Here is a 25212-nt window from a genome sequence, read left to right on the forward strand (position 1 = left end):
ACACCCGCGGACTTTATTTTTTTAGAATCTTCGCGCCGTTCAGGCGGTAGGATTTTTCACCATCGCGGACAATCGCATTGTGGCGCACCCTCTGCACGAAGGGGGCGTTTTGCTTCTGTATGTCGCGGGTCGACAACGAGCGCGGTATCGAGGATTTGACACTCTCATCGAAGACAACTTTTCCGATGAAAACACCGTTGCTTATGCGGTTTCTCGTTTCGTCGTTCGCAAAGTGGATGCATTCTTTGACCGGGTCGTCATTACAGACCTTCAAGTACACTTCCAACGGGATGCCCGTCCAATCTTCGGGAGATTGGTTTTTCAAGGAGCCCAATTTCGCTTCGATCAAAACTTCATTGTTGCCATCAAATGTCATCACGGTATCGGCACCCTTGATTTCAATTTTGCGGCTATGCACTTTCATAAAATCAACCGAATCCGAGAGAGGAACCTCATATGTAATGATAGCCAAAGTATCCAGCATACCCTCTTGACGCGACCCGTGAACATATAGCGAAACGTTCATCTTTCGCGTCAAGTTGCCAAAGCCCACGTTCTGGATGCGCAGCTTCGCCTTGAAAATACCATCGGCGCCAACCGTATCCGTAATCCAAGATTCGCGCAGCACGAAGCGATAGCCCAGGTGGTCGTTGATGTACTTGAAGCCCGAAAGCGAATCGACTCGCGCCGGGTCATAGTCGAAATCCTTCTGCTTGAAGGGAGTCTTCTTCCAACTGTCAATCAGGTTGTTGTTCCACTGGACATTCAAATAGCTTGTATGCGTGCGGAATCCCTCGTACGCCAAGAACTCCGGCGTATTGATGACCTCGTAACCGCTCGCCGTCGTCAAGGCCTCGCCGCCGTAGGGCGTGTTAATGCCGTATTTTTCAAGCCAGGCCACGCCCTCTTCGCGGCAGATGGAAGTCTTGCAGTCCGCGCCCCAGGTTCCGTAATCGTACTGCGTTCCGAGATAGCCGTCGTTGAACATTCCCACGCGGTACATGGTGTCGCCTTTGGCCTTCGCAATCTCCGCAAACTTCTCGCCATCGATGTGGAAGTCTACACCCCAGTTGTCAAAGCCCAAGACCTTCGCGGAGTAGTTTCCTGTGCGGGTCAGAATTTTCAATTCCGGCGGAGTATTGCGCAGCATCATGTTCACCGCTTCGGCAACGCGATCATAAGTGATGCTCGTGTCGGAATGCATCTCGCCGTAGGCGCCGTGCATGCCCATCTCGAGCGCCACGATGACGTCGGTATTTTTCGAAAGCACGGGTGCCAACTGCTTCACATGCTTGAGTACCCACTCGTGAGCCGGAGTCACGTTGCTCCTGCCATTATACCACGGATCGTAACAGATGCGCACAATCACACGCCCGCCAAAGTCGCGAATGTTGTCGAAGGTCTGTTGCAAAACATTCAGGGCGTCCTCGGTCAAGTCCTGGCTAACGCCGCGCACCGTATCGCGCTTTCCGCCCGTTGTGTCAATCGAAAGCCACGCGTTGCTGCTGAATTCCGAAATTTCGGCACGCAAGTGCAACAGCTTGCCATACGGTTTTTCAATCGCCTTACCGCCCGAAGGCTTTAAATGCAACACCTGCGGCGTATAGAACCCGCGGTCGAAATTTTCAAGCGTCGCCATGGCATCGGTCGTGTCAATAGACTGCTTCACAAGACCCGCCGCAAAGAGCGGAGCCTGCAAGAACGCAGCCGCGACAGCTGCCAGCACAAACCTTCTCATAGGAACCTCCTTCTATTTTTTCTCACCCATCAGAGGAGGCGGGGTAAAATTCCGCCCACTTGCCGTCCTTGCACTGGTAGGGAACATAAGTGTTGCTTTTTCCACCCGCCTGTTCCCCCCAGACATTCTGGATATCGCCTTCGGCAAGACAGCTTTTGCCTTCGGAGGGTATGGAAAGCGTCCAGGTTCCGCCTTCACACGTATATTCTGCATGCCTTGCACAATCGACAGTCACCGTACCCGACATGCACGGAGTCAAGCTGCACCCCTGCGAAATTACACAATCGTTGTCGGTGATATGGGAGCAGGTCTCAATCTGGGAAGCCGTCCAACGGCCATCTCGGCATACATACACGTCGTCAGTGTTGCAGTCGGGTTGCATCGTTCCCTCTTCTTCCTGCGCACATATCGGAATCTGGTAGACGATTTCTTCGCCAGGATCCATGTGTGGCATATGAACACACTGTTCCAGGGAGCGCGAAGAACTGGATTCCTCAACGGAGGAGGGACCTTGTTCCGGGCAATATCGCTCAATATGATATGTATGGCAAAGGTCCTCGACAGTGTACCCGCATTCCGGAGTGAGCGCTTCGCACTGGTTGGAACCAGAACTGGAATCGTTTCCGCAGGCGGCGAGTCCGAACGCGGTGATTACGGTCGCAGCCCCGAGTCTAGCAAACAATATCTTTTTAAACATGACATTCCTCCTTTTTTTACTGGATTACTCTTCCGCCAGTTTCGGCACAAACACGTACTCGCCATTGCGGCACTGGTAATCGCAGTCGCCCCGATGTATCCATTCATGCTCAGCGTCGTTCACGCCGCACGGCGTACGGACGACGGCTGCATCGACACAACTCAAGGACTCGTAGGCGCCCCGGTACTTTTCCCACTTGCCTTCGTAGCACATGAATATTGTATGGTCCCTCGCTCCGGCGGTTTCTACGTAACCTTCCAGGATGCTGCCTTCCACCAGGCAGGTATCCCCTATGGTGGGGTTGATTTGCCGCCAGAAGCCTGCATTCAAGCATTCATATTCAATGTTTCTAGCGCAATCGACAGTCCTTGCTCCCGCATCCTCGCGCGAGCATTTCTCTCCTTCATGTCCGTTTTCGGCTCCGATTATACGGGTGCAGGACTGCGTTTCCTTCATGGGCGTCCAAAAGGCGTCGGCGCACACGTACTCTTCACCGCTTCCGCAGTCGATGACTGTCCTCGGGGCGTTTGAATTGCAGGGCACGCGACCGCAGTTTGCGGAATCGCCTGTGCACGGAGTCAGCGCCACGTTCAGGCACTGGCTTTTGTCTGCCAGGTTCCAGTACCTATTTTCGCACTTGTACACACCCCCAGTGATGCAGTCTTCCGCCATCGCCCCCTCGTCATAGCATTCGTTACAGGGCCTAAAAGGAATGGGACAATCGGAACCGTCGCAGTTCTGGCACATGCGTGCAAAGTTGATGCATTCTTCGGCTATGGAAGAACTCGAAACGCAGTACCGCGCCTGTCCCATATTGCAAAGCTGTTCTGCGGTCCACCCGCACGAAGTATCCATCGAGAGGCATACCGGCAAAGATGAGGAAGAACTTTCGATTTGGAACTCGGAGGAAGAAAGTTTTTCGGCCTCAGAAGAAGATTCCGGGACATTCCCTTCGGAACTCAAGAGGGCAGCGCTGTCGGAACCAACATCCTCCCCCGATGTCGCCGGGCCGCTGGAACTGTCGTCACAGGCGACAAGCGCAAACAGGCAGAATATCGCTAAAGCAACCGGCACTCGAAAAGTCTTTATCGATTTCAACGTTCTCCTCCTTGATTTTATTTATCCGAAAACCATTCCGAATTCAACCGCAGCTCCGCGCATTTGTCCGCAGGCATATCGACGTTGACAGCCTCATGCACGATTGCAGGGCACGAATCCATTTCGCCACAGTAGCGGAACAGGAACCTGAACACCATGGATTCTGTCGTCATCTTGCAGCCGGGTACCGCGATATCGATTACGGAAACCGTATCCTTCGCGACGCCGGAAAGTATAAATCCGACGAATCTGGAATCGCCCTTGACCGTCATCATGTACAGTCCGCAACCACCATCCATGATACCCTTCCTGACAGAATCGGCCAGGCCCGCATACTCCAGAGCCGCATCCGGGAACAACACCTCCAGCGCATCGATACTGCGCGCGTTAAATTGATGAGGACACGAGCCATCGAATTCCGTACTATATCCGGGCGACGAAGTTTGTCCGGGTTCGACCGCCGACACAGGGGGAGAGGAATTCCGCTCAGCCTTGGCGACAAGCAAGCCGCCATCGAACCGGAGGGTATCTATCCCGAACTGCGCGAGATAGAAATCCAGCGAAGACTCCCGCGAAGACCCGTCTACATTTCCCGGCCCATGCTCCACCGCTTCCGAAGAATAGGCAGGAAATGACGGAACACTGCTGGACGACAGCACGTAATCCAGCGAATCCTGTCTGCTGCTCGACATGCTTTCCGTGGCAAATTCGTTGGGTTCTTCGGCCGTGCCCGCGACATCCGTGGACCCACACCCGATACACAGGCATGCCGCAATCACGGCGACAAATGCGAAAGGAATGTACAACTCAGACTTCTTCATTTTCACACTCCTTCACTTTCCTGCTCAAGGGGAAAAGCTGCAAGTTCAAGCGGTAGACCTGGTCGATATCCTTGTCTTCGGCGGCAACGGCGATAACCTGGCGCCGGAATTCATCGATCAGGCTCGCGATGCGCTCGTAGCTCCTGCGCGAAAGTCCCATGGTGACCCCGCTAAAATGGCGTTCGTCCACGGGAAGGTCCACTGCGGGTGTCGCAAGTTTCGACATCTGGCGGTGCATTCCGCGAAGCGCGAGGCGGGTCGCATCCGGCGTGCCCGCAATCGATGTTTCCGCCTGCACAAAGGCATCGCGCCCTTCCCTTTTCAGGAGCCCCACCCTCGTGAGGAAATTAAGGCTCTTCTGCACATCCGCCGCAGACACTTCGGGATTGCACATCTTCGCAATTTCGCCAGGAGTGGCCCCCGGCATCAGCGGGGCGAGTTCGCGCACTACAGGGTTATGCCAGGAATCGTAGAATTCAAAAAGTTCACCTTCCATCACACGGATCTTGTGGACCCGGGCAATGGCAAGCATGTTCTCGTAGGCGGCCTTCTTCTTCGCCTCGGTTTCAGTCTGGCCATATTCGACCATGGCACGGAAATAATCCATCTCGAACCCGACAAGCCCCATGGCCTGTCCCGTGCGCTCCACCCCGATGCGACTGAGTTTGCTCTTGCCGTCGCATACCACCTTCATGTACGAGGACGAAGTAAAACCTGCAATTTTCGAGAACTCACGCCACGAAAAAACAGAACGACGCTTGCGTTCATCGTAGTAGTCCCGCATGTATTGACGGAAATCAGAATATTCGACAATCGGTTTCATCATCCATAATTATACATCTTTTTTCCAAAAAAGCAACACCATCATGCAACAAAGATGCTTTTTTTACTAAAAAATCACTAATTTTAGCATCTCATACAATTTTATATCTCTTTACGCAACATCCCGTTGCATAAAGAAAGAACCCCATTGCACAAGCAACAGGGTCCCAAGAACCAAAATCCGACGCATTCACCAACAGGCGGCAGCAACACCTATTTGTTGTAAATCGCCTCGAGGGCGGCGGCGAGGTACGCAAGCGGCGCGTTCCAGTTGATGGCCACCTCGTTGGTCGCGTAGCTGCAGCGGTTGTCGAGGTAGGCGAGCGCCGGCTTGTCGGCGACAGCATAGTTCGAGCACTTCCAGGGTTCCTTGCCTTCCAGGTCGATATCCTGCTTGCCCAGGTGCGGGCCTCCCACGAGCATTCCCGGCACCGGGTCGTCCACCTTGTCCGATTCGCTCGGGCGGTGATGCGGGTTGCGCGGGCTCCTGTATCCGAATCCCGTCACGTAGGTCATGTCCATCGGGTTCTTGCCCAGCAGGTAGTCAAGGCACTGCTGCGCGCCATCCAGATAGCTCTTGTCACCCGTCAGCAGGTAGGCGTGCACCAGCACCATGCCGTTGTTCGCCATCGCGCTATTGCTACCCCAGTTCCAGCTCCACGGGAATGCGGGCAGGCGGTAGGCGCTCGTGTCGCCCACGGCACGCAGGTTGTTCGCCTCGTTCATCACGGTCTTCTTCGCGGCGGCAACCAGGTCCTTGTCGAATACTGCGGAATCGAGCGCCACGCGGAACGCGGCAATCATGTTCATGTCGCCCCACCAGGCACCGTTCGCCGTAAACGCGTTCATCTTCAGGTCCTTCAGGTAACCGGCAGCAGCCTTGTCGCCCTTCGCACCCGCAGCGGCCTTCGCGCGGTAGAGTTCGGCAGCAGCCCAGCGGAACTCGTCCTTGCCGTCCTCGTTGCCGGGCGCATAGCTACCCGTGTTCACGTCGGCAGGCTGCTTGTAGAATGCCTTCGGGTTCTTCTTCGCCCAGGCGTACGCGCTTTCTGCAGCCTTGAGCATCTTGTCGGCATAGGCCTTGTCGAACTTGCGGTACACCACGCTCGCCTGCGCCATCACGCCCGCAAAGTCGAGCGACGCGGTCACGTTCTTGATAATCGCATAGCGCGGGGCCGTATCGTCCTCGGGCTGCACGCTCCCGCTGAACTTGAGCGTAGATACCTTGTGGTACACGCCGCCGTCCTTGTCCTGCATGGTAAGCATCCAGTCCAGGTTGTAGCGCACCTCTTCCAGCAGCAGCGGGAGCTTGTCGAATTCACGCGGGATATTCCAGGAGAGCGAATCCGCATACTTCGGGAAGTTCTCGTATATCTCGAGCAAGGTCCACACGGTAATGCCCGAATTCACGATGTACTTGCCGTAGTCGCCCGCATCGTACCAGCCGCGTGCGGAATTGAAGACCTTGCCGGCGCCCTTGCCACCAGTCGCCGCATCGCTCCCGTAAACAATCACCTTGTCATCCATGTGGCCTGCAGCGCGCGCCCACTTGCCCGCGTACTGTAGCGTAAGCGGCATACTCGCACGCTGGTAGTAGAACCACTTGAGGCTAGCCTTCACCAAATCGCCGTAGACACCTTCGCCAACCAGAATCGGGCTGCCCACATAGGTACCGCCACGGAACAGGCGGTAGGTTCCCGGAGTCTTCACCGCGGAGATATCGAAGGTCTGAATTTCCTCGCCGCTGTAGTCCCAGTCGTATACCATCGGGGCGTCGAGCGTCAGGACAGTCTTCCCGTTCATGTCCCGCACCTCGAGACCGGCCGCGTCGTTACCCGGGTACACGACCGTCTTCTCGGCCTCGGGATAAAACCCCAGCTGGTTCACGAGGGGGCCCGCCACCGCAACGGCAGCAAGCAGGGACACGGCGGCAGATACCGCCACACAGGTTCTAGAAGCGTTTTTATGAATATCCATACCCAGAATATACTTTAAATCGCGCCCCTTGGGCGCGATCATGCATCATGTTCCGTTTTCAGCAGGAAACATCTCTATTCTTCTTCGCCGTAATCCTTGACGCAGCGCAGGTAGCCAGCATTGTGCCTACTTCCCGGCTCATTGCTGAGCCCCTTCTTGTAGAGGTACATTACGCGCACCCCACCATAAGGCTGCTGATCGCCGGTCCACAGGAACGTCGTCACTCCCATCGCCACATACTGCATTTTCCCGGTATATTCGTCTGCCCCGCCGTCGCCGTAGTCATACTCGGCCACGCCGTAGCCGGAGGGAATCACGGACAGACCGCTTTCGTTTGTTCCCATCGCCATAAACGCCGAGGCGTAACTCACATCGGAATACAGCTTGCGGAATTCCGGATTCGGCACGTGCCAGCCTTCCGGACAGATTCCCCGTTCCACTTCCCGGATGTCGGCAACGGAATCCAGGTAGACGGGTTCGAGGTCCATCGCAGCCGACCATGAATACAGGCGGCCGAGGACTTCGCAGTTAGACTCGTCGTCGCCGTAGCACCAACTCTGGCCCTTCAGGTTCTCCGAGGCGGCGCTGTCCGCGTACTTCAGATTCTCGGCCATCCAGGTATAGCCTCCGATTTCCACGGTCCTGTATGTCCTTCCGTCGCGAGAATCCACCAGCGTCCCGTACTCGACATCCGGATTGAAGATATCCTTGACATCGAAATTTTCCTTTGTCGCAGGGTGCCATGCCGAATTCGAACAGACCAGCATCTTGTACCTGAAATCATCTCCGATATCCCTCATCTCCCCCTCGTTCGAGGCATCACATGCGGGATTGCCGTCGGCAGTCGCAAGGAGAGTCAAGTACTTTTCGAAATGTCCCACCTTCCCGTTGGGCGCCTTCGCCTCTATCGCCTTGCGGATGGAGTCCCCGCCGTCGTCGGTAATGATTGCATCCGCGAGCACGGCAAGCCTACGAAGGACGTCCGAGCTATAGAACTTTCCCGTCAAGGTGTCGATTTCCAGGCTTTCCCATGCGGTGGTACTGCCGTATTCCACATAATAGTCTTCAATAACCAGCGCTATGGCGGCAAGCATCGCATCGCCCTCGCCTTCGCCATACAGGGAATACTTCTCGAAATCGAGCAGATCCTTCGGCATGTGGAGCGCGGAAAGCACCGCGACATTGGCAGAGCGCCTCGCCTCCGCAAATTCCTTTCCCTCCCTTACCAGGGACCATATCATGTCGGTCGCAAGCGTCGTCAGGTAGTTCACGTTCACCGTGCTGTCGTTGGACAAGTCGGCGGCCGCCTTCAGTTCCATGTCGGGAACGACCCTGCTGCCGTTTGGAATGCGGCTTTCACTGGCAGAAACGCCAAACTCCATCAGTCCGTTCGAAACATAAGGCTCTATCTCGTAAGCCCCGGTAGCGCCGTCGACAGGCACGAACCTGCTCCAGCCATCTATCCAGTAATACGGTTCGACGCGGCTTCCCATCTGGACATGTACAGAATCCTTTTCAAAGAAAAAACCGTGCTGTACCAAACCGCGCGCGCCGTATTCGGGCGTGAACGCATCAAAGCCGTGTTCCGATTTTTCGTCCGAGCAACCAACCAGGGCCGCCAATGCAATTACATATAAAATCTTCTTCATGATTTCCATTATAGCAAACGAACAAACGTTCTGCAACCCAAAAAGAAAAACCGCAGCGTATCGCCGCGGTTTTTCTCCAAAGGGGATAAGGACTAGCCCTTCTTGCTCCTGTGGCTGTTCTTGATCCATTCGGTCTTGTGGACTTCCGGGATATCGTCGAGCAGGCGGAGCGTGTGCGGTTCGGTCGTGTTGTCGAGCACTTCAGCCGGAGTACCCTGGTTCACGATCTTGCCGTCGTGCATGATGAAGATACGGTCGGACACGTAGTTCGCAAGGCCGATATCGTGGGTCACGAACACCACGGTCATCTTCAGCTCGTCTTTCAACTTGCGGAGGTAATCGAGGATGTTTGCACGCACGCAGGCGTCCACCATGGAAGTAGCTTCGTCGGCAATCAGCACCTTCGGGCGGAGCGCGAAGATACGGGCCAACAGCATACGCTGCATCTGGCCACCGGAAAGCTCGAACGGGTACTTGCCTTCAATATCGGCAGGAGCCACGTTCACGGCCAGCAGGCCTTCGTCCACACGGCGGCGGACTTCTTCCTTGCTGGGCTTCACCTTCAAGATGTTCAGGGCGTCTTCCAGCTGGCTACGTATCGTAAAGAACTGGTTGAAGCATCCGAACGGATCCTGGAAAACGGACTGGACTTCGTTCCAGTGGTCCTTCAGGTTCTTGATGGGCTTGTCGCGGTAGAGGAACTGGCCGCGCGTCGGCTGGTAAAGGCCGAGCATGATCTTCGCGAGCACGGACTTGCCGCAGCCCGAGCCACCCACGATAGAGATGAACTCTTCGTCATAGATGTTGAACGAGACATCCTTCACGGCGGTCTTCAGGGTCTTGCCGGCACCAAAGTCCTTGCTGATGCGCTGGGCAGAAAATACAACGGGCTTATCACTTAGCATAGTCGCACCTCACGTCACGATCACCGACAACGCGGAGATTCTGGGTATTCTTCTTGCAATCGGGGCATGCCTTGCTGCAACGCGGGGCGAAGCGGCAACCCACAATCTTGTTCTTGAGGCTCGGGGGAGCGCCTTCGATGGCCACCGGATGACGGCCACGCTGGCTCGCTTCCGTACTGAGCATGGCGCCCATGAGGGCCTGCGTGTACGGATGGCGCGGATCCTTGACGACCTGTTCCGCCGTGCCCTTTTCCACGAATTCACCGGCGTACATGATGGCGATGTTGTCGGCCACATGGTACAGGAGCGGAAGCTCGTGGGTAATGAAGATCATCGTCGAGAAGATGCCCTTGTCCAAAAGGTCGAAGATCATCTTGATCACTTCCTTCTGGGTAGATACGTCCAGGGCGGAAGTCGGTTCGTCGGCAATCACCATCTGCGGGTTGAGCAAGGTGGAAATACCGATAACGGAACGCTGACGTTCACCGGCGGTGAGCTGGATAGGATAAGAATCGAGCACGCGCTTCGTGTCCATTCCGAACAGGTCGAAACGTTCGCAAAGGCGGTCGTAGATTTCCTTGTGGTCGAGCTTCTTGCCCGGCTGCTGGTGGGCTGCGATCACGTCGGCGGCGATATCCTTGATTTTACGGACAGGGTTCAGCGCGTTGAAAGCACCCTGCGGAATCATGGAGACCTTCTGGGCGAGCACGTTCTTGCGGACGTCCTCGACGCTGCGGTTCATGAGCGATTCCATCTTGTCGCCGTTCTTAACGCGCACTTCGCTCTTGCCTTCGGGGTAGAGGGGCGGGATGCACATGCCCATAAGGCCGGAAACGAGCGTGGACTTGCCACAGCCGGATTCACCTGCGATGCCGAGGATTTCGCCCTGCTTCATGGAGAAGGAGACATCCGTCACGGCATGAGTCTTGTCGCCAAAGCGGCCGAGGTAATAAAGGCTCAGGTTTTCTACTTCAAAAACATTGTCAGACATTTTTTACCTCTTACTTGCGCAGACGCGGGTTGAAGACGCCTTCCATGGAAGTATTGATCAGGAACAACGCGAACACCGTGAGGGTGATGATGATGGTCGCCGGGAGGAAGGCAATCCAGATGCCGTCCGAAAGGGCGCCGTTGTCCTTGGCCTGGTTCAGGATGATACCCAGGGAAGTGGAATCCAGAGGTCCAAGGCCGATCATCGAGATGGAGGCTTCGGAAAGGATACCCGAGGACACCTGCATGATGAACACCATGAACACGTACGAAAGCAGGTACGGAAGCACATGCTTGATAACGATCGTGAGCGTAGACGCACCGTTGATGCGGGCAAGCGAGATGTGGTCGCGGCTACGGAGCGAGGATGCCTGCGCACGCACGGCACGGGCAGACCAGCTCCATGCGGTAAGGCCGATGATAAGGCCAATAAGCGTAAGCGAACGTCCGTCCTTCACGGCGGAGCTGATGAGCACGAGGATCACGAACTGCGGAATCACGATGAAGATGTTCGTGAGCATGTTCAGGACTTCGTCAATCCAGCCGCCACGGAAGCCGCCGAACAGACCGATAAGCACACCGATCGTCGTCGCGATGACGCCCGCCACAAGCCCCACGTAGAGCGAGCTGCGGAGCCCTTCGATCAGGAGGGACACGTAGTCGCGGCCGAGGTGGTCGGTACCGAGCAGGTGGTCGCCGCTGGAACCCGCATAGGGGCCCGCAACGATATCGCGCGCGTTGATGTCCACGTGGTAGAACAGGGGACCCAGGAGCGCAATCAGCAGGGTGATGATGAAGATCGAGATACCGATGACGAACATCGGGGACTTGAGGAGATTTCTAAGAAGCTTTCCCATGATTACTTACCTCCCATCTGGAGACCGGCCTTGACACGCGGGTCGAAGACGGCAATCAAAACGTCAACAGCGAAGTTCGCGACGAGCACGCAGGTCGAAATCATGAGCGTGCAGCCCTGAATCGTCGCGTAGTCGTTCTGCTGGATAGCGGTGAGCATCGCCATACCGAGACCCGGGTAGGAGAAGATCATTTCGGTAATGAGGGCACCACCCACCATGGTACCGAGGCTCTGGGCGAGGCCGGTGAGCTGCGGGAGCATGGCGTTGCGGAACACGTAGCTGATGATCTTACCTTCGCGGAGTCCGAGCCACTTGGCATACTTCATGTAGTCGGTACCGAGTTCGTAGATGGACATGGAACGCATACCCGTCGCCTGGCCCGAAAGAAGAATCGGGAACACCGAGAAGAACGGGAGGATGTAGTACCAGCCTACGCTCTTGATGCAGCCCCACGAGAAGCTGAGTTCCGTGATATCCGGGCTGTAGGCGCCCATCGCGGGGAACCAGCCGAGAGTGATGGAGAAGAGAGCGACAAGCAGCATACCGAACACGAAGAACGGGATACCGTTGAGGAACATGGCGCAGGGGAAGAACACCTTGTCGAAGATACCGCGCTTGTAGGCAGCGAAGGCACCGAGAAGGTTACCGATGATCCAGCCGAGGATAATCGTCGGAGCCTGGATGAGGAGCGTCCAAGGAACGGATTCCTTGATGATCTCGACGACCGGCTTCGGATACTGGCTGTAAGAAATGCCGAGGTCACCCTTGAACACGTTCTTGATATAGACGAGGAACTGGGAGAAGCCGGAAGCGAGGCGCGGGTCAGCCTTCTTCACCACCTCTTCCACCATGACGGTATCCTGGCGCGTAACGGCGACCTGTTCCATCACGGCAATCTTTTCGACCTGGGCAACCTTCTTCTTGGTCTTCTTGTCCTTGACCATGACCGGCTTGCCCTTGGCGTCGAGCACAGGCTTTTCCTCGAACACGGGATTGCCAGCTTCGTCGAGTTTCTGGCGTTCTTCCATCTTCGGGGTGCCGTCTTCATTGAGCACGGCGACCGTCTTCAGCACCGGAGCACCGTTCTCGTCGGTCTTCGGGACCTTGACAGTCTTCACGTTGCCATTCTCGTCGACATCGGGATCGTAGATAACTTCGCCCTGGTCGTTGAGTTCGGCCATACCGAAAGCCTTGAGGAGGCCTTCCTTCTTGAGCTTGGCTTCTTCGGGCGAGAGGCCCTGGGCTGCCTTACCCATGATAATGTCCACGGGGTTGTTCTCACCCATACGCGGCAGAGTAAAGTTGATCGCGACAGCGACAACAAACGTCAGGAGATACCAGAACGCCTTCTGCAGGACATAGCGCAACATAGGATATTGTTTAAGCATTGGTCGTCCTTTTATTTAGCAAGCTTGAGGTTCCAAAGGATCTTGGTGCCGGAGGCAATCCACGGGAGCTGCGGCGGAGCGTAGGGATTCTCGGCGGTCGGCCAGTTCGTCCACACGCGGTCGCTGAATTCGTAGAACTGTTCGGGCAGGTAGACCAGCGGAATGGAGGGCTGGTCTTCCATGAAGATCTTGTTGAGTTCGCGGTAAGCCTTCGCGATTTCTTCGGCGTCGGTCATCAGCGGGATTGCAGACAAAAGCTGGTCCACTTCCGGACGGAATTCCGGAGTACCCGGCTGGTTGTAACGGCCGATGTTGGTGCCGGCCCAGGCGCCGAGCGGCTGCCAGTCGCGGCTGGACATGACTTCGTTGAAGCGGCTCCACGGGAGAGACGGGGACACGTCGGCAGACGGCTTGTCCATCAGAAGGTCGAAGTTGCCCGTTCCCTTGGCAGGCCAGTACTGACCGCCGTCCACGAAACCTTCACGCACGTCGATACCGGCCTTGCGCATGCCTTCCACGGCGATGGTCACCATGGCTTCCCAGTCGGTCCAACCGGCAGGAGAAGTGATGAAGAGCGTCGGGAGCGTTTCGCCCTTGGCGTTTTCCATATGGTCAAGCGTGCCGTCCTTCTTCCACACGGACTTGAAGCCGGCTTCGGAGAGCATCTGCTTCACCGTGTTCAAGCGTTCGGCCTCGTCGGTAATGCCGAGGTTCACGCCGTACTTCTGCGTATCTTCGTCATTGATAAACTTGCCTTCGAGACCCGTCGGCATGATAAGGCCGGCCTTCAAGGTCGAGGTGTAGTTCGAGACGGCGAACTGGCGGATCGCCGTGTAGTCGATGGCCGTCGCGAGTGCGCGGCGGAAGCGCTTGTCGTTGAGCGGTTCCTTCATGGTGTTGATCATGAGCATCGGCATGGCGCCCGGAGCAAAGTAAGGAGGTTCGTTGAACCAGGTATGCACGCCGCGCTTGCGCCAGATGCGGGTCACGAAGCTCATGGAAGCATCGAGGTTGCCGGTAGTGAGCGCAATCGTGTTGGCGTCGTTGCTCTTGTAGATCGGGTGAACCACATACTTAGGAGCGGGGAGCTTGCCCTCGTGGAGGGCGGCATTGCCCCAGTAGTCGTCACGACGCTGGAGGATAATCTTGTTCGGGTCGGCGGACATGATGTTGTAGGGGCCCGAAACCACGGGATTCTTGTCCATCGTGAGCTTCTTGACTTCGTCGAGACCCTTTTCCGCGATAAGCGGTTCAAACACATGCGCAGGCGCGATACGGATGGCCTGGAGAAGGTCACGCACCGAGAGCGGGTTGTTCCTCTGGGCCTTGTTCACGATGAACGAAAGGCGTTCCTGAACTGCCGGTTCGGTGGCAATCGTATCCACGTGGATATCAGAAATCTGTTCCGTGGTGTTGATGGAACCCTTCGTGAAGATGAACTTCACGTCGTTCGAGTTCACCTGCTTACCGTCGCTCCACTTGGCAGCCGGGTTCAGGTCGACCACGACACTGTCGTTGTTCGAGAGTTCCTCGACGAGCGTTCCGAGAAGCGGCTCGATCTTGCCGTTCAGCGTATTGTAAACAATAAGCGGTTCGTAAACCAGGTTGAAGCGTCCGCCAACAGGCCAGGCAGCCATCCAACTTTCGGCAAGCGGGTTAAACGTCGCAGGGGCGCCCCATTGCTGGCCGGACAGGTAGAGTGTCTCCTGACGGGGCAGGGCCCCTTCGACCTGGTCGGTACCGCACCCTGAAAAAACTGCTCCACTTGCCGAGAGCGCAAGAGCGGTCCTGGCAATCGATTTCAATCCAATCATTGTGTCCTCTTTTATAAGCTTTTGAAAGCTCGTGAATAAAAAATCCTTTCGTAATATAGATTTAAAAGCTTTTTTTGTTTTTGCACTTTCGTGAAAAATACGTTTACATTCGGACACAGGAGCAGGGACGGCGCACCAACGCATCCCATGCGTAGTTCAATTATTTATGAAAGTTTACAAAGCGGCGTTCCAGATAAAAATTTTCGCCACCTACTCCGCATCGCCCTACTCCTTTATTTTTGTCCGGCCGCAAACGCCATTTACATACAAAAGAAGCGTCCCCTGATAGGGACGCCTCTTTCAGTAATTCTAATGGTTTAAGAAATTACTTTTTGCAGCACTTCTTGCAAGCCTTAGCAGGGGCCTTGCAAGCCTTGCGCGGGTCACCGGCGTACACAGCAGCCTTGCCGAGTTCTTCTTCGATGCGGAGGAGGCGGTTGTACTTGCACACGCGGTCCGTACGGGAGAGAGAACCAGTCTTGATCTGGCCAGCGGCGGTACCGACGGCGAGGTCAGCAATGAAGGTGTCTTCGGTTTCGCCAGAGCGGTGAGAAACGATCGGAGCATAGCCTTCGTTCTGAGCGCGCTTGATGGCGGCGAGAGTTTCGGACACAGAACCGACCTGGTTCACCTTGATGAGGATAGCGTTGGCGATGCCAGCCTTGATGCCTTCGTCGAAGATGGTCGGGTTGGTAACGAACAGGTCGTCACCCACGAGGTTGATCTTACCACCGAGCTTGTCGGTCATGACCTTCCAGCCAGCCCAGTCAGCTTCGTCGAGACCGTCTTCAATGGAGAAGATGGAGTACTTGTCGATGAGCTTTTCGTAGAGCTTCACCATGTCGGCAGACTTGACAGTCTTCTTGGTGCTCTTCTTGAAGGTGTAGGTTTCCGGCTTGCCAGCCTTGGTGTTCTTGTCGCAGAATTCAGAAGAAGCAACGTCAAGAGCGATCTTGATGTCGGTGCCGAACTTGTAACCGGCATTGGTGGTTGCAGCCTTCAAAGCGTCGAGAGCCTTTTCGAGGGTCATCACGCCAGTGATTTCGTAACCGAACTTGTTCTTGGCGGGCTTGATGCTGACGCCAGGAGCGAAGCCACCTTCGTCACCGACGGTGGTGTCGAAGCCACCCTTCTTCAGCACAGCCTTGAGGGCGTGGAAGATTTCGGTGACCATCTGGAGGCCCTTGGAGAAAGTCTTTGCGCCAACCGGAGCAATCATGAATTCCTGGAAGTCGATCGGAGCGGAGGAGTGAGCACCGCCGTTGATCACGTTGCACATCGGGCACGGGAGCGTGAGCTTCTTGGTGCCATGGAGCTTGGCGATGTACTGGTAGAGAGGCATCTTGGCGTCGTTAGCAGCGGCGCAGCAAACAGCCATGGAAACGCCGAGGATAGCGTTTGCACCGAGCTTGTTCTTGAGCATGCGGTTGCCGTCGAGAGCGATCATGGCGTCGTCGACTTCGGTCTGCTTGGCCGGGTCCATGCCGATGATCTTCTTGGCAATCTTGGTGTTCACGTTCTTCACTGCAGTGAGCGTGCCCTTGCCGCAGTAGGTCTTCTTGTCGCCGTCGCGGAGTTCGCAAGCTTCGCGTTCGCCGGTAGAAGCACCGCTCGGGACAGCAGCGTGACCCTTCACGCCGTTTTCGAGGGTAACATCAACTTCGAGAGTGGGATTGCCGCGAGAGTCGAGGATCTGGCGGGCAACAACGGATTTGATTTTAGAAGCCATTTTTTAGCCTTTTGGTTTAGTGTGAAAAATTTTGCGGTGTAAAATATAGAAATTAGACGAAAGACGAAAGACGAAAGACGAAAGAAAAGGGGGTAAAAGGGGTGTACTTCGCCATCACTAATGATTGCACTTCTATTCTACATGACCAAGTCATGAACCTCGACCACTTTCCATTGTCCATCATTCTTTGAGAGATAGAAAATAGCGTCGTACGAAGTAGAAGAAACAAATGCCTCAACTAAATTGCGTTCTTCGTTAAACGTCAGATTGGACATCACCGGCGAAGAAACATAACGAACGAAATGGCCCGCAGGGGAAAGCCCGCCATACGAATGAATTTCTGTCCCAAGATAATCAAGCTTTAACTGTAATCTTTCATCTTCTATTCTTGCAAAAGAATCCAATAACGCTTCATATTCGGCTCTATGAACTAAAACCTCCTGATCCAAGGGGCCCCTATTCAAGCATTCAACATCGATTTTTATCCAATTGTTGTTTCTGTTCCTAGGATTCTGCAAATCTTCCATACTAGAAGCAGACACTACTCTATAAGAATACTCGACATTTTGAACAAAATATCTTGGCAATTTTCCCTTTTTCAAAAAAACTATTTTTTCGTCAAGCGAAACATCTTTTTTTTCATCGTAGCGTGTACTATCCATTTTCTTGAGAAGATATTCATAATCGCTTTGAATATCATATTCCAGGACAGCCTTATAAATGAGACTGATTTCGTTTGCCATAGAATCACCGACTGGAATCGTACCACATATAGAATCAGAAGTCTGTTTCCATCTTGCAAAGAAACGATTCCTGCATTCTTTTATAGTTGCAGCCACAGACGAATTCCACTGAGTCAAAGAAAACCTGTATAATCTGAATCCTATTTCAAGAAGGCTATCCAGAGAATATTTCTCTAAAGAATCAGGCAGTTCATTCAATGCCGCCGCTGAACGCAAAGAGATGTACGCTGATATTGAATCCAGCATACCTGCCTGAAGCACACCGTCCGCCACAGGTTTCTGTTTCTCTACTCGCTTTCCGGAATTGTTTTTCTCGTGTTCAGGGCTAGAAGATGCGCACCCGAAAAGGAACATCGCCATCAGTAAAATTGATAGCCAACACAATTTCAAAATTTTCATACAGCAATCCCTGATTATCAAACAAACTAGAAAAAAATAAAGAGGGTGTTCCTATTTGGAGAATCTTATTCGGACAATGTGAATTTGCGGCAGTATCGGGGAACTCCGGGACGTTCTGAAACACTAGATACACTTTGATATAAACATCCGTTTTAGAAATCAGCCCGTGCAGGCTGCACAATCTATCTTTATGGCGTATGGGAACATTTTGCGGACGGAAGCCCGCCGGAGGCATTTATGAACAAGTTCCTATTCTCGATGGTTCTCGCACCCGTAGCGGCAATGGCCTTCCAGGTCGGCGCATGGGTCGGAGGCCCCGGGCAATACCCGCAGCCCACACAGCAAAACGTGCAGGCGTTCCAGGATTTGCAGGGCACACATCTCGACCTCATCAGCTACTTCGCGCTCTTCGACATCAACGACTGGAATGCGACCGCGCAGTATGCGAACGTCGCGAAGAACAACGGTTCCACGCTGGTGGTGACCTGGATGGCGAACGGCTACAACGCGCAGGAACTGGTGAACGGCAAGGCCGACAACTACATCCGTGAATATGCAAAGGGCGTCAAGGGTTTCGGCGACGAAATCTGGCTCAGGCCGCTCCATGAAGCAAATGGAGACTGGTATGACTGGGGCGTAGGAAAATCGGGCGCCGGCAATACCGACGCGAACGTCGCCGAAGCTTTCCGCCACATCGTGAAAATCTTCAAAGAAGAAGGCGTCACGAACGTCAAGTGGGTATGGACCACCAACGCCTCGAACCAGGGCAGCGGTACCACGCTCACGGGCAACTACCCCGGCGACGAGTACGTGGACTACATCTCCATCGACGGCTACAACTGGGGCAAATGCCAGAGCTGGTCCAGCTGGCAGACGTTCTCGCAGGTTTTCAAGAAGGCGTACAACGCGCTCGCGAACATCGACAAGCCGCTCTTCATCGCCGAAATCTCGAGCTCCGAATTGGGTGGAAACAAGGCCGAATGGATTACCGACATGTTCGAGCATTTTGCCACGGACTTCTCGCGCGTTTTCGCGGTGATGTGGTTCAGCCAGAGCAAGGAAGCGAACGAGGGCGACTGGGCACTCAACACTTCGCAGGCCGCCGTTGACGCATGGAAGGCGGGCATCGCGAAGATGAAGGCGATGGCGCCCGAATCTTCGAGCAGCGAAGCAATTCCCGAATCGTCAAGTTCGGTCAATTCGTCCAGCAGCACCACAGCCATACGCACCGGCGGGATTACAGACAAGTTTTCGTTTAGGCAGCAAGGCGGCAAGCTGCTTTTGCAGGTCGACCGCGCCATGACCGCGAGCGTCGTGCAGTTCGACCATCAGGGCCGTATTTTGTGGCAGAGCGCCGTGCAGCACTTTACCCCGGGCAAGCACATGCTGGAAGTTCCCGAGGCGGGCACGCGCAGCATCTACAGGCTAAACGTACTGCGATAAGGGAATCACTTCCTCACGAACCGCAACCCCACCCAGATGGTGTGAACATAAATCCTCCTAATACATTACAGGTAAAGTAAATCTTCAAATAACAGAAAAGGCTCGCTTTTGAAGCGAGCCTTCCCTCTAGGATAATTCTGTGCTAAGGCAAGAATTAGAAACGGAAGTGGGCGAAAGCCTTGTTGGCTTCGGCCATCTTGTGCGTATCGTTCTTCTTGCGGACAGCGTTGCCTTCACCGTTCTTGGCAGCAACGAGTTCGGCAGCAAGGCGGTCGGCCATGTTGGGTTCGTTGCGGTTGCGGGCGGCATCAAGGAGCCAGCGGAGGGCGAGAGCCTTGGCGCGGTCCGGTGCAACTTCCATAGGAACCTGGTAGTTGGCACCACCGATACGGCGGGACTTGACTTCGACGCGCGGCTTGATGTTTTCGAGGCAGAGTTCGAACTTTTCGAGCGGGGTTTCCTTGCCTTCGACCTTCTTGTCGAGCTGTTCAAGAGCAGTATAGACGATCTGTTCAGCGATGGTCTTCTTGCCCTGCTTGAGCACGACACCGACGAGTTCGGTAACGAGGGTAGACTTGAAACGCGGATCCGGGAGGATGGAGCGATGGAGAGCCTTTCTTCTTCTAGACATATTCTACTTCCTTACTTCTTGGCCGGAGCGGCACCTTTCTTCTTGACACCATACTTGGAACGGGCGTTCTGACGGCCGTTGACAGCCTGAGTATCGAGAGCGCCACGGATGATGTGGTAACGGACACCCGGAACATCCTTGACACGGCCACCGCGGATGAGCACGATGGAGTGTTCCTGGAGGTTGTGGCCTTCGCCGGGGATGTAAGCCGTAACTTCCATCTTGTTGGAAAGGCGCACACGGGCAATCTTACGAAGAGCGGAGTTCGGCTTCTTCGGGGTGCTGGTGTAGACGCGGGTGCAGACACCACGCTTCTGCGGGCAGGACTTCAAGGCCACGGATGCGGTCTTGTTGCTGATCTGTTCACGTCCGTTGCGGACGAGCTGTTGAATAGTAGGCACTTTTAATCTCCTAGATTTTGGAGTGCAAATATAGTTCTTTTTCCAGTTTTTTCAAGTACATAGTCGAAATTACTCCGCATCTTCCTCGTCGGAAGCGCCGATTTCGTTATCCAACATCTGGATTCCGGAACCGAAGTCATCGTATTCGGCATGTACGTTCTGCAGGCGCTGGCGTTCTTCCGCCTCGGCATCGGCATCGACCACTGTCACGTTCCTCAAGTGGCGGGCACCGGTTCCGCACGGAATCAAACGACCCATAATCACGTTCTCCTTAAGGCCCATGAGCGGGTCCACCTGCCCTTCGATGGAAGCGCGGGTAAGGATCTTGGTGGTTTCCTGGAACGAGCAGGCAGAGATGAAGCTGTCTGTCGCCAAGGAGGCCTTCGTGATACCAAGGAGCATCGGCGTGAAGGTCGCCGGCGTCTTGCCCTGAGCGATCAAGCGATCGTTCTCGGCACGGAGACGCACCTTGGAGATTTCTTCGCCCGGAAGCAGTTCGGAATCGCCGGATTCCTTGACCTTCACCTTGCGCATCATCTGACGGACGATACATTCGATGTGCTTATCTGCGATAGCCACACCCTGCAGGCGGTACACCGCCTGGATTTCGTTCACCAGGTGACGCTGGACCTCTTCAGGTCCGAGGATCGTCAGGATATCGTGCGGGTCTGCACTGCCTTCGCTGATCTTCTGACCAGCGCGGACACGGTCACCTTCGTTGACCGCCAAGTGGACGCCGCGGGGAACCAGCACTTTCTCTTCCTGGTCGTCCATCTTGATAATAACTTCTTGGTTGTTGCGGACTTCCTTACCCATGACGATGAGACCGTCAATCGGGGCAAGAACGGCCGTGTTCTTCGGCTTGCGGGCTTCGAAGAGTTCGGCCACGCGCGGAAGACCACCCGTAATGTCGCGGGTCTTACCGGCGGCACGCGGAAGCTTAGCGACCGTAGAACCGACAGAGACCACGTCGCCGTCCTTGACGGTAAGGATAGCGCCGTCAGGCAGCATGAAGTGGCCCGCCTTGGTGTTCGCGGAGTCGAGGATGCTGATCGCCGGACGGAGCTGGCGGGCACTGCCGCCATGCTTCTCGCTGATCACGATCCAGGTCTCGACGTCGGTGTTCTCGTCGCGTTCGACACGGAACGTCTTGTTTTCGACGAGGTCCACGAGCTTCACCTTACCGGCAACGTTCGTAATAATCGGGCTGTTGTACGGATCCCATTCGAACATCACTTCGTCCTTCTTGACGGAAGCATTGTTCTCGACATGCATGATGGCGCCGTACGGAATCTGGTAACGACCCTTGTTGATGCCCGTGTTGTCGAAGATAACGAGTTCTGCCATGCGGCTCGTGACGACCTTCTGGCCCTCGTGGTCGACGGTTTCGACCTGTTCGAGTTCCACGCGGCCATCGACGGAGGCCTTCTTGCAGTTTTCGACCGTCAGACGGGAAGACGCACCACCGATATGGAAGGTACGGAGGGTAAGCTGCGTACCCGGTTCACCGATGGACTGTGCGGCAAGCACGCCCACGGCTTCGCCCAGGTCGACCGGACGGCCGGAAGCAAGCATACGGCCGTAGCACTTGGAGCACACGCCATTGCGGGAATCGCAAGTGAGCACGGAGCGCATCTTGATATGTTCAAGACCCGTAGCAGAAATCTTCGGAAGGTCACGTTCGGTGACAAGTTCACCAGCCTTGACAATCACTTCGCCCGTAACAGGGTGCTTGATGTCTTCGACCGGAGCGCGACCGAGCAAACGTTCTTCCAGCGGAATCACGGTGTCGTCGCCGTCCTTGAAGGCGGAAACTTCGATACCGTTGGTGGTACCGCAGTCAGCCTCGGTAACAACGAGGTCCTGGCCCACGTCCACGAGACGACGGGTAAGGTAACCGGCGTCTGCCGTCTTAAGGGCGGTATCGGCCAGACCCTTACGGGCACCGTGAGACGAGATGAAGTATTCCATCACGTTCAGGCCTTCGCGGAAGCAGGACTTAATCGGGTTCTCGATAACTTCCTGACCGCCGAGCTGCTTGATAGGCTTCTGCATCAAGCCGCGCATACCGGACAGCTGCTTAATCTGTTCGCGGCTACCACGAGCACCGGAGTCGGCCATCATGTAGACGGGGTTGAAACCGTCACGGTCGCGGGAAAGGAGATCCCACTGCTTGGATGCGACTTCGGCAGTCGTCTGCGACCACACGTCGATCGTCTGGTTGTAACGTTCGCCGTCGGTAATCACACCGTCCTCGTAGAGGCTGCGGATGTTGTTGACCTTTTCGGTAGCGGCATCGAGCATGGCCTGCTTGTCTTCGGGGATCACCATTTCGGCGATAGCCACGGAAGAACCGGCGCGGGTTGCCCACTTGTAACCGTTGGCCTTGAGGTTGTCGAGGTATTCGACAGTCACGCGGTTGCCGGTGCGACGGTAGAGGTCGTCGATAGACTTCGCGATGACCTTCTTCGCGAAGGTTTCGTTCGCGTAGCCAAGTTCGTTGGGAACAAATTCGTTAAAGATGATTCGGCCGACAGTCGTCTTGATGACGTTATCGTCCTTGAGTGTAAGGAACTTGATCTTCTCGCCAGCCTTGACGTTCACTTCGAGGTTGCCGTTGTCGTCGGCAATTTCGCGGACGCAGGTGCAATCCTTCTCGAGGGCACCGATGTAGATCTTGCGGCCAGCCTTGAGCTTCAGGTACACGGTGGCGTTCAGATCCACGACACCGTTCTCGTAAGCGCGGATGGCTTCGGCGGAATCGAAGAAGTGCATGCCTTCGCCCTTGCGACCCGGACGCGGCTTGGTGAGGTAGTAGAGCCCGAGCACGATGTCCTGGCCCGGCACAGCGATCGGCTGACCGGAAGCGGGGTGCAGGATGTTGTTCGAGGACAGCATGAGCACGCGGCATTCGAGCTGGGTTTCGAAAGAAAGCGGGAGGTGCACGGCCATCTGGTCACCGTCGAAGTCCGCGTTGAATGCGGTACAGACGAGCGGGTGGAGGCGGATGGCGTTACCTTCGATGAGCTTCGGATAGAAGGCCTGGATACCCAAGCGGTGAAGCGTCGGGGCGCGGTTCAGCATCACCGGGTGGTCCTCGATGATTTCTTCGAGAATGTCCCACACTTCGGGGCGTTCGGCGTCCACGTACTTCTTTGCGGACTTGAGCGTGTAAACGATGCCGTCTTCTTCCAGGCGCTGGATGATGAACGGCTTGTAAAGTTCGAGAGCCATGCGCTTCGGCAGACCGCACTGGTGCATCTGGAGTTCCGGGCCCACCACGATGACGGAACGGCCGGAGTAGTCCACACGCTTACCGAGGAGGTTCATACGGAAGCGACCCTGCTTGCCCTTGAGGAGTTCTGCGAGGCTCTTGAGCGGGCGTGCAGAACCCGTGCGCGCCGTGCGGCGGCCGCTGTCGAACAGCTGGTCGACGGCTTCCTGCAGCATGCGCTTTTCGTTGCAGAGAATAACGTTAGGGGCACGGATGTCAATCAACTTTTTCAAGCGGTTGTTGCGGTTGATGACACGGCGGTAGAGTTCGTTCAGGTCGGAGGTCGCAAAGCGGCCGCCTTCGAGCGGAACGAGCGGACGAAGATCGGGCGGAATCACCGGGAGCACGTCGAGAATCATCCAGGAAGGCTGGTTCGCGAGCATGCGCACTTCGTTCGGATACTTGACACGGAATTCATCGAAGGCATCGGCCAGGATGAAGTCGGAATGCTTGGATTCGTAGTCGGCCTTGAATTCGGCGACAGCCTCGGCGAGACCCTTGAGCCAGGCCTTGCCGGAATCGCGGGAGGAATCCGGGTTGTTGTAGTAGCTGCGGAAGCTTTCCATCTGCGACTTGCGGAAGGCGTCGACCACCTTCAGGCGCTTGATGGCATCGTCCACCTTCGTCTTGGAGTTGGAACGGGCCTGGTCACGGAGCTTCGCAGAAAGCTTGGCGAGGTCGAGCCTGTCGAGCAGCTGCTTGATAGCAGAAGCACCCATCTTGGCTTCGAAAGAACGGCCTTCGGCCACGAGATCCTGGTAGGTCGTCTCGTCGATGAGGGTGTTCTCCTCGAGTTCGGCATCGCCCTTGTCAATCACGACATAGCGTTCGTAGTAGATGACCTGTTCGAGGTCCTTGGTGTTGAGGCCAAGGAGGGCACCAATCACGCACGGCTGGTTGCGCACGAACCAGGTATGTGCGAGAGGAATGGCAAGTTCGATATGGCCCATGCGTTCGCGACGGACGCGGGAGTGGGTCACTTCGACGCCGCAGCGGTCACAGATGACACCCTTGTAACGGGCGCGCTTGAACTTACCGCAGTTGCATTCCCAATTCTTGACGGGTCCAAAGATCTTCTCGCAGAAGAGACCATCACGTTCGGGCTTGAACGTACGATAGTTAATCGTCTCCGGCTTCGTGACTTCGCCGTAGGACCAGTAGCGAATCAGGTCGGGCGCAGCCAGGTGAATCGAAATGTCGCCGGAATTTTCTTGATTTTCCATCATTTCTTCGGACATATTACTTTTCTCCAGTGGTCTCGATATCAAGACCCAAAGAATGGACTTCGCGGATCATAACGTTGAAGGACTCGGGGATACCCGGCTTCGGGGTGTTCTTGCCGTGGACGATGGCGTCGTACACCATGGAACGTCCCGTCACATCGTCGGACTTGACGGTGAGGAGTTCCTGCAGCGTGTAAGCGGCACCGTAAGCTTCCATGGCCCACACTTCCATTTCACCGAAGCGCTGGCCACCGAACTGGCTCTTACCGCCGAGCGGCTGCTGCGTCACGAGGGCGTAGCTACCGATAGAACGGGCGTGGATCTTGTCGTCCACCAAGTGACCGAGCTTGAGGTAGTACATGTAACCGATGGTAACCGGGTTCAGGAAGGCTTCGCCGGTACGGCCGTCATAGAGCTTGGCCTTACCGATAATCTTGTTGTTTTCCGGATCCATCTCGTAGTTCACGATCGGGTTCTTCTGGTAGGCCTTTTCGAGTTCCTTGCAGATATCCTCGAACTTGGCACCGTCGAACACCGGAGTCGAAACCTTGAAGCCGAGCGTCTTGGCGGCCCAGCCCAGGTGAACTTCAAGCACCTGACCGATGTTCATACG

Annotated in this window: 18 protein-coding genes and 1 pseudogene; 1 reads left to right on the top strand and 18 read right to left on the bottom strand. The window is 55.4% G+C overall.

From position 1 onward, the window contains the following. Nucleotides 1-13: 13 nt before the first annotated feature. The 14 genes from B2952_RS00340 to B2952_RS00405 form a co-directional block, all read right to left on the bottom strand. Nucleotides 14-1738: a DUF4832 domain-containing protein gene (locus B2952_RS00340; RefSeq protein ID WP_290736004.1), complete on the bottom strand. Its 1725-nt coding sequence runs from the start codon at nt 1736-1738 to the stop codon at nt 14-16. Between the two features lie 22 nt (nt 1739-1760). Continuing rightward, a complete protein-coding gene (locus tag B2952_RS00345) occupies nt 1761-2435 on the bottom strand; it encodes a hypothetical protein (RefSeq protein WP_173381065.1) in 675 nt (224 codons plus the stop codon). A gap of 24 nt (nt 2436-2459) precedes the next feature. Beyond that, nucleotides 2460-3509: a hypothetical protein gene (locus tag B2952_RS00350; RefSeq protein ID WP_290736007.1), complete on the bottom strand. Its 1050-nt coding sequence runs from the start codon at nt 3507-3509 to the stop codon at nt 2460-2462. A 41-nt stretch (nt 3510-3550) separates the two neighbouring features. After that, nucleotides 3551-4354, bottom strand: coding sequence for a hypothetical protein (locus tag B2952_RS00355; protein ID WP_290736010.1), 804 nt, complete (start codon nt 4352-4354; stop codon nt 3551-3553). Further along, entirely contained in the window at nt 4341-5177 is an 837-nt protein-coding gene (locus B2952_RS00360; RefSeq protein ID WP_173381062.1) for a TIGR02147 family protein, read from the bottom strand. Before B2952_RS00360 ends, B2952_RS00355 begins: the two co-directional genes overlap by 14 nt. 212 nt (nt 5178-5389) lie before the next feature. Next, on the bottom strand, nt 5390-7153 hold the full coding sequence (locus B2952_RS00365) for a glycoside hydrolase family 9 protein (protein WP_290736013.1): 1764 nt from the start codon (nt 7151-7153) through the stop codon (nt 5390-5392). 74 nt (nt 7154-7227) lie between these two features. Beyond that, nucleotides 7228-8802, bottom strand: coding sequence for an FISUMP domain-containing protein (locus B2952_RS00370; protein ID WP_290736016.1), 1575 nt, complete (start codon nt 8800-8802; stop codon nt 7228-7230). A gap of 92 nt (nt 8803-8894) precedes the next feature. Continuing rightward, nucleotides 8895-9707 (bottom strand): ABC transporter ATP-binding protein, encoded by an 813-nt coding sequence (locus tag B2952_RS00375; RefSeq protein ID WP_173381059.1) that lies wholly within the window; start codon nt 9705-9707, stop codon nt 8895-8897. Further along, nucleotides 9697-10698: an ABC transporter ATP-binding protein gene (locus B2952_RS00380; protein ID WP_173365059.1), complete on the bottom strand. Its 1002-nt coding sequence runs from the start codon at nt 10696-10698 to the stop codon at nt 9697-9699. Before B2952_RS00380 ends, B2952_RS00375 begins: the two co-directional genes overlap by 11 nt. A 10-nt stretch (nt 10699-10708) precedes the next feature. Next, nucleotides 10709-11554, bottom strand: a complete 846-nt coding sequence (locus tag B2952_RS00385) for an ABC transporter permease (protein WP_173381057.1) — start codon at nt 11552-11554, stop codon at nt 10709-10711. Between the two features lie 2 nt (nt 11555-11556). Beyond that, on the bottom strand, nt 11557-12942 hold the full coding sequence (locus B2952_RS00390; RefSeq protein WP_173381056.1) for an ABC transporter permease: 1386 nt from the start codon (nt 12940-12942) through the stop codon (nt 11557-11559). Nucleotides 12943-12953: 11 nt separating this feature from the next. Beyond that, nucleotides 12954-14756, bottom strand: coding sequence for an ABC transporter substrate-binding protein (locus B2952_RS00395; RefSeq protein ID WP_290736019.1), 1803 nt, complete (start codon nt 14754-14756; stop codon nt 12954-12956). Nucleotides 14757-15081: 325 nt separating this feature from the next. Beyond that, on the bottom strand, nt 15082-16485 hold the full coding sequence (gene eno / locus B2952_RS00400; RefSeq protein ID WP_290736022.1) for a phosphopyruvate hydratase: 1404 nt from the start codon (nt 16483-16485) through the stop codon (nt 15082-15084). A 137-nt stretch (nt 16486-16622) separates the two neighbouring features. After that, complete coding sequence (locus tag B2952_RS00405) at nt 16623-17627, bottom strand: hypothetical protein (protein ID WP_290736025.1); 1005 nt, start codon at nt 17625-17627, stop codon at nt 16623-16625. A 237-nt stretch (nt 17628-17864) separates the two neighbouring features. On the opposite strand from B2952_RS00405, the gene B2952_RS00410 reads away from it, so the two are divergent. Further along, nucleotides 17865-19070 (top strand): glycoside hydrolase family 26 protein, encoded by a 1206-nt coding sequence (locus B2952_RS00410; RefSeq protein WP_290736028.1) that lies wholly within the window; start codon nt 17865-17867, stop codon nt 19068-19070. Nucleotides 19071-19224: 154 nt separating this feature from the next. On the opposite strand, the gene rpsG is transcribed toward B2952_RS00410, so the two are convergent. The 4 genes and pseudogenes from rpsG to B2952_RS00430 form a co-directional block, all read right to left on the bottom strand. After that, on the bottom strand, nt 19225-19701 hold the full coding sequence (rpsG, locus tag B2952_RS00415) for a 30S ribosomal protein S7 (protein WP_173367010.1): 477 nt from the start codon (nt 19699-19701) through the stop codon (nt 19225-19227). Between the two features lie 11 nt (nt 19702-19712). Further along, nucleotides 19713-20102 carry a 30S ribosomal protein S12 gene (gene rpsL, locus B2952_RS00420; RefSeq protein WP_073188010.1) on the bottom strand — a complete coding sequence of 130 codons (390 nt, stop codon included), beginning with the start codon at nt 20100-20102 and terminating at the stop codon, nt 19713-19715. A gap of 69 nt (nt 20103-20171) precedes the next feature. After that, a complete protein-coding gene (rpoC, locus tag B2952_RS00425; RefSeq protein WP_173381050.1) occupies nt 20172-24614 on the bottom strand; it encodes a DNA-directed RNA polymerase subunit beta' in 4443 nt (1480 codons plus the stop codon). 1 nt (nt 24615) lies between these two features. Then, nucleotides 24616-25212, bottom strand: a pseudogene (locus B2952_RS00430) (DNA-directed RNA polymerase subunit beta); the annotation flags it as partial.

Source organism: Fibrobacter sp. UBA7003 (genome assembly GCA_002449765.1).
Lineage (GTDB): Bacteria > Fibrobacterota > Fibrobacteria > Fibrobacterales > Fibrobacteraceae > Fibrobacter.

Excerpts from the sequence above, each read along its gene's own strand:
- eno (WP_290736022.1), bottom strand. The coding sequence starts at position 16,485 with ATGGCTTCTAAAATCAAATCCGTTGTTGCCCGCCAGATCCTCGACTCT.
- B2952_RS00360 (WP_173381062.1), bottom strand. The coding sequence starts at position 5,177 with ATGAAACCGATTGTCGAATATTCTGATTTCCGTCAATACATGCGGGAC.
- B2952_RS00355 (WP_290736010.1), bottom strand. The coding sequence starts at position 4,354 with ATGAAGAAGTCTGAGTTGTACATTCCTTTCGCATTTGTCGCCGTGATT.
- B2952_RS00370 (WP_290736016.1), bottom strand. The coding sequence starts at position 8,802 with ATGAAGAAGATTTTATATGTAATTGCATTGGCGGCCCTGGTTGGTTGC.
- rpsG (WP_173367010.1), bottom strand. The coding sequence starts at position 19,701 with ATGTCTAGAAGAAGAAAGGCTCTCCATCGCTCCATCCTCCCGGATCCG.
- B2952_RS00345 (WP_173381065.1), bottom strand. The coding sequence starts at position 2,435 with ATGTTTAAAAAGATATTGTTTGCTAGACTCGGGGCTGCGACCGTAATC.
- B2952_RS00405 (WP_290736025.1), bottom strand. The coding sequence starts at position 17,627 with ATGAAAATTTTGAAATTGTGTTGGCTATCAATTTTACTGATGGCGATG.
- B2952_RS00375 (WP_173381059.1), bottom strand. The coding sequence starts at position 9,707 with ATGCTAAGTGATAAGCCCGTTGTATTTTCTGCCCAGCGCATCAGCAAG.
- B2952_RS00410 (WP_290736028.1), top strand. The coding sequence starts at position 17,865 with ATGAACAAGTTCCTATTCTCGATGGTTCTCGCACCCGTAGCGGCAATG.
- B2952_RS00340 (WP_290736004.1), bottom strand. The coding sequence starts at position 1,738 with ATGAGAAGGTTTGTGCTGGCAGCTGTCGCGGCTGCGTTCTTGCAGGCT.
- B2952_RS00365 (WP_290736013.1), bottom strand. The coding sequence starts at position 7,153 with ATGGATATTCATAAAAACGCTTCTAGAACCTGTGTGGCGGTATCTGCC.
- B2952_RS00385 (WP_173381057.1), bottom strand. The coding sequence starts at position 11,554 with ATGGGAAAGCTTCTTAGAAATCTCCTCAAGTCCCCGATGTTCGTCATC.
- rpoC (WP_173381050.1), bottom strand. The coding sequence starts at position 24,614 with ATGTCCGAAGAAATGATGGAAAATCAAGAAAATTCCGGCGACATTTCG.
- B2952_RS00390 (WP_173381056.1), bottom strand. The coding sequence starts at position 12,942 with ATGCTTAAACAATATCCTATGTTGCGCTATGTCCTGCAGAAGGCGTTC.
- B2952_RS00395 (WP_290736019.1), bottom strand. The coding sequence starts at position 14,756 with ATGATTGGATTGAAATCGATTGCCAGGACCGCTCTTGCGCTCTCGGCA.
- B2952_RS00380 (WP_173365059.1), bottom strand. The coding sequence starts at position 10,698 with ATGTCTGACAATGTTTTTGAAGTAGAAAACCTGAGCCTTTATTACCTC.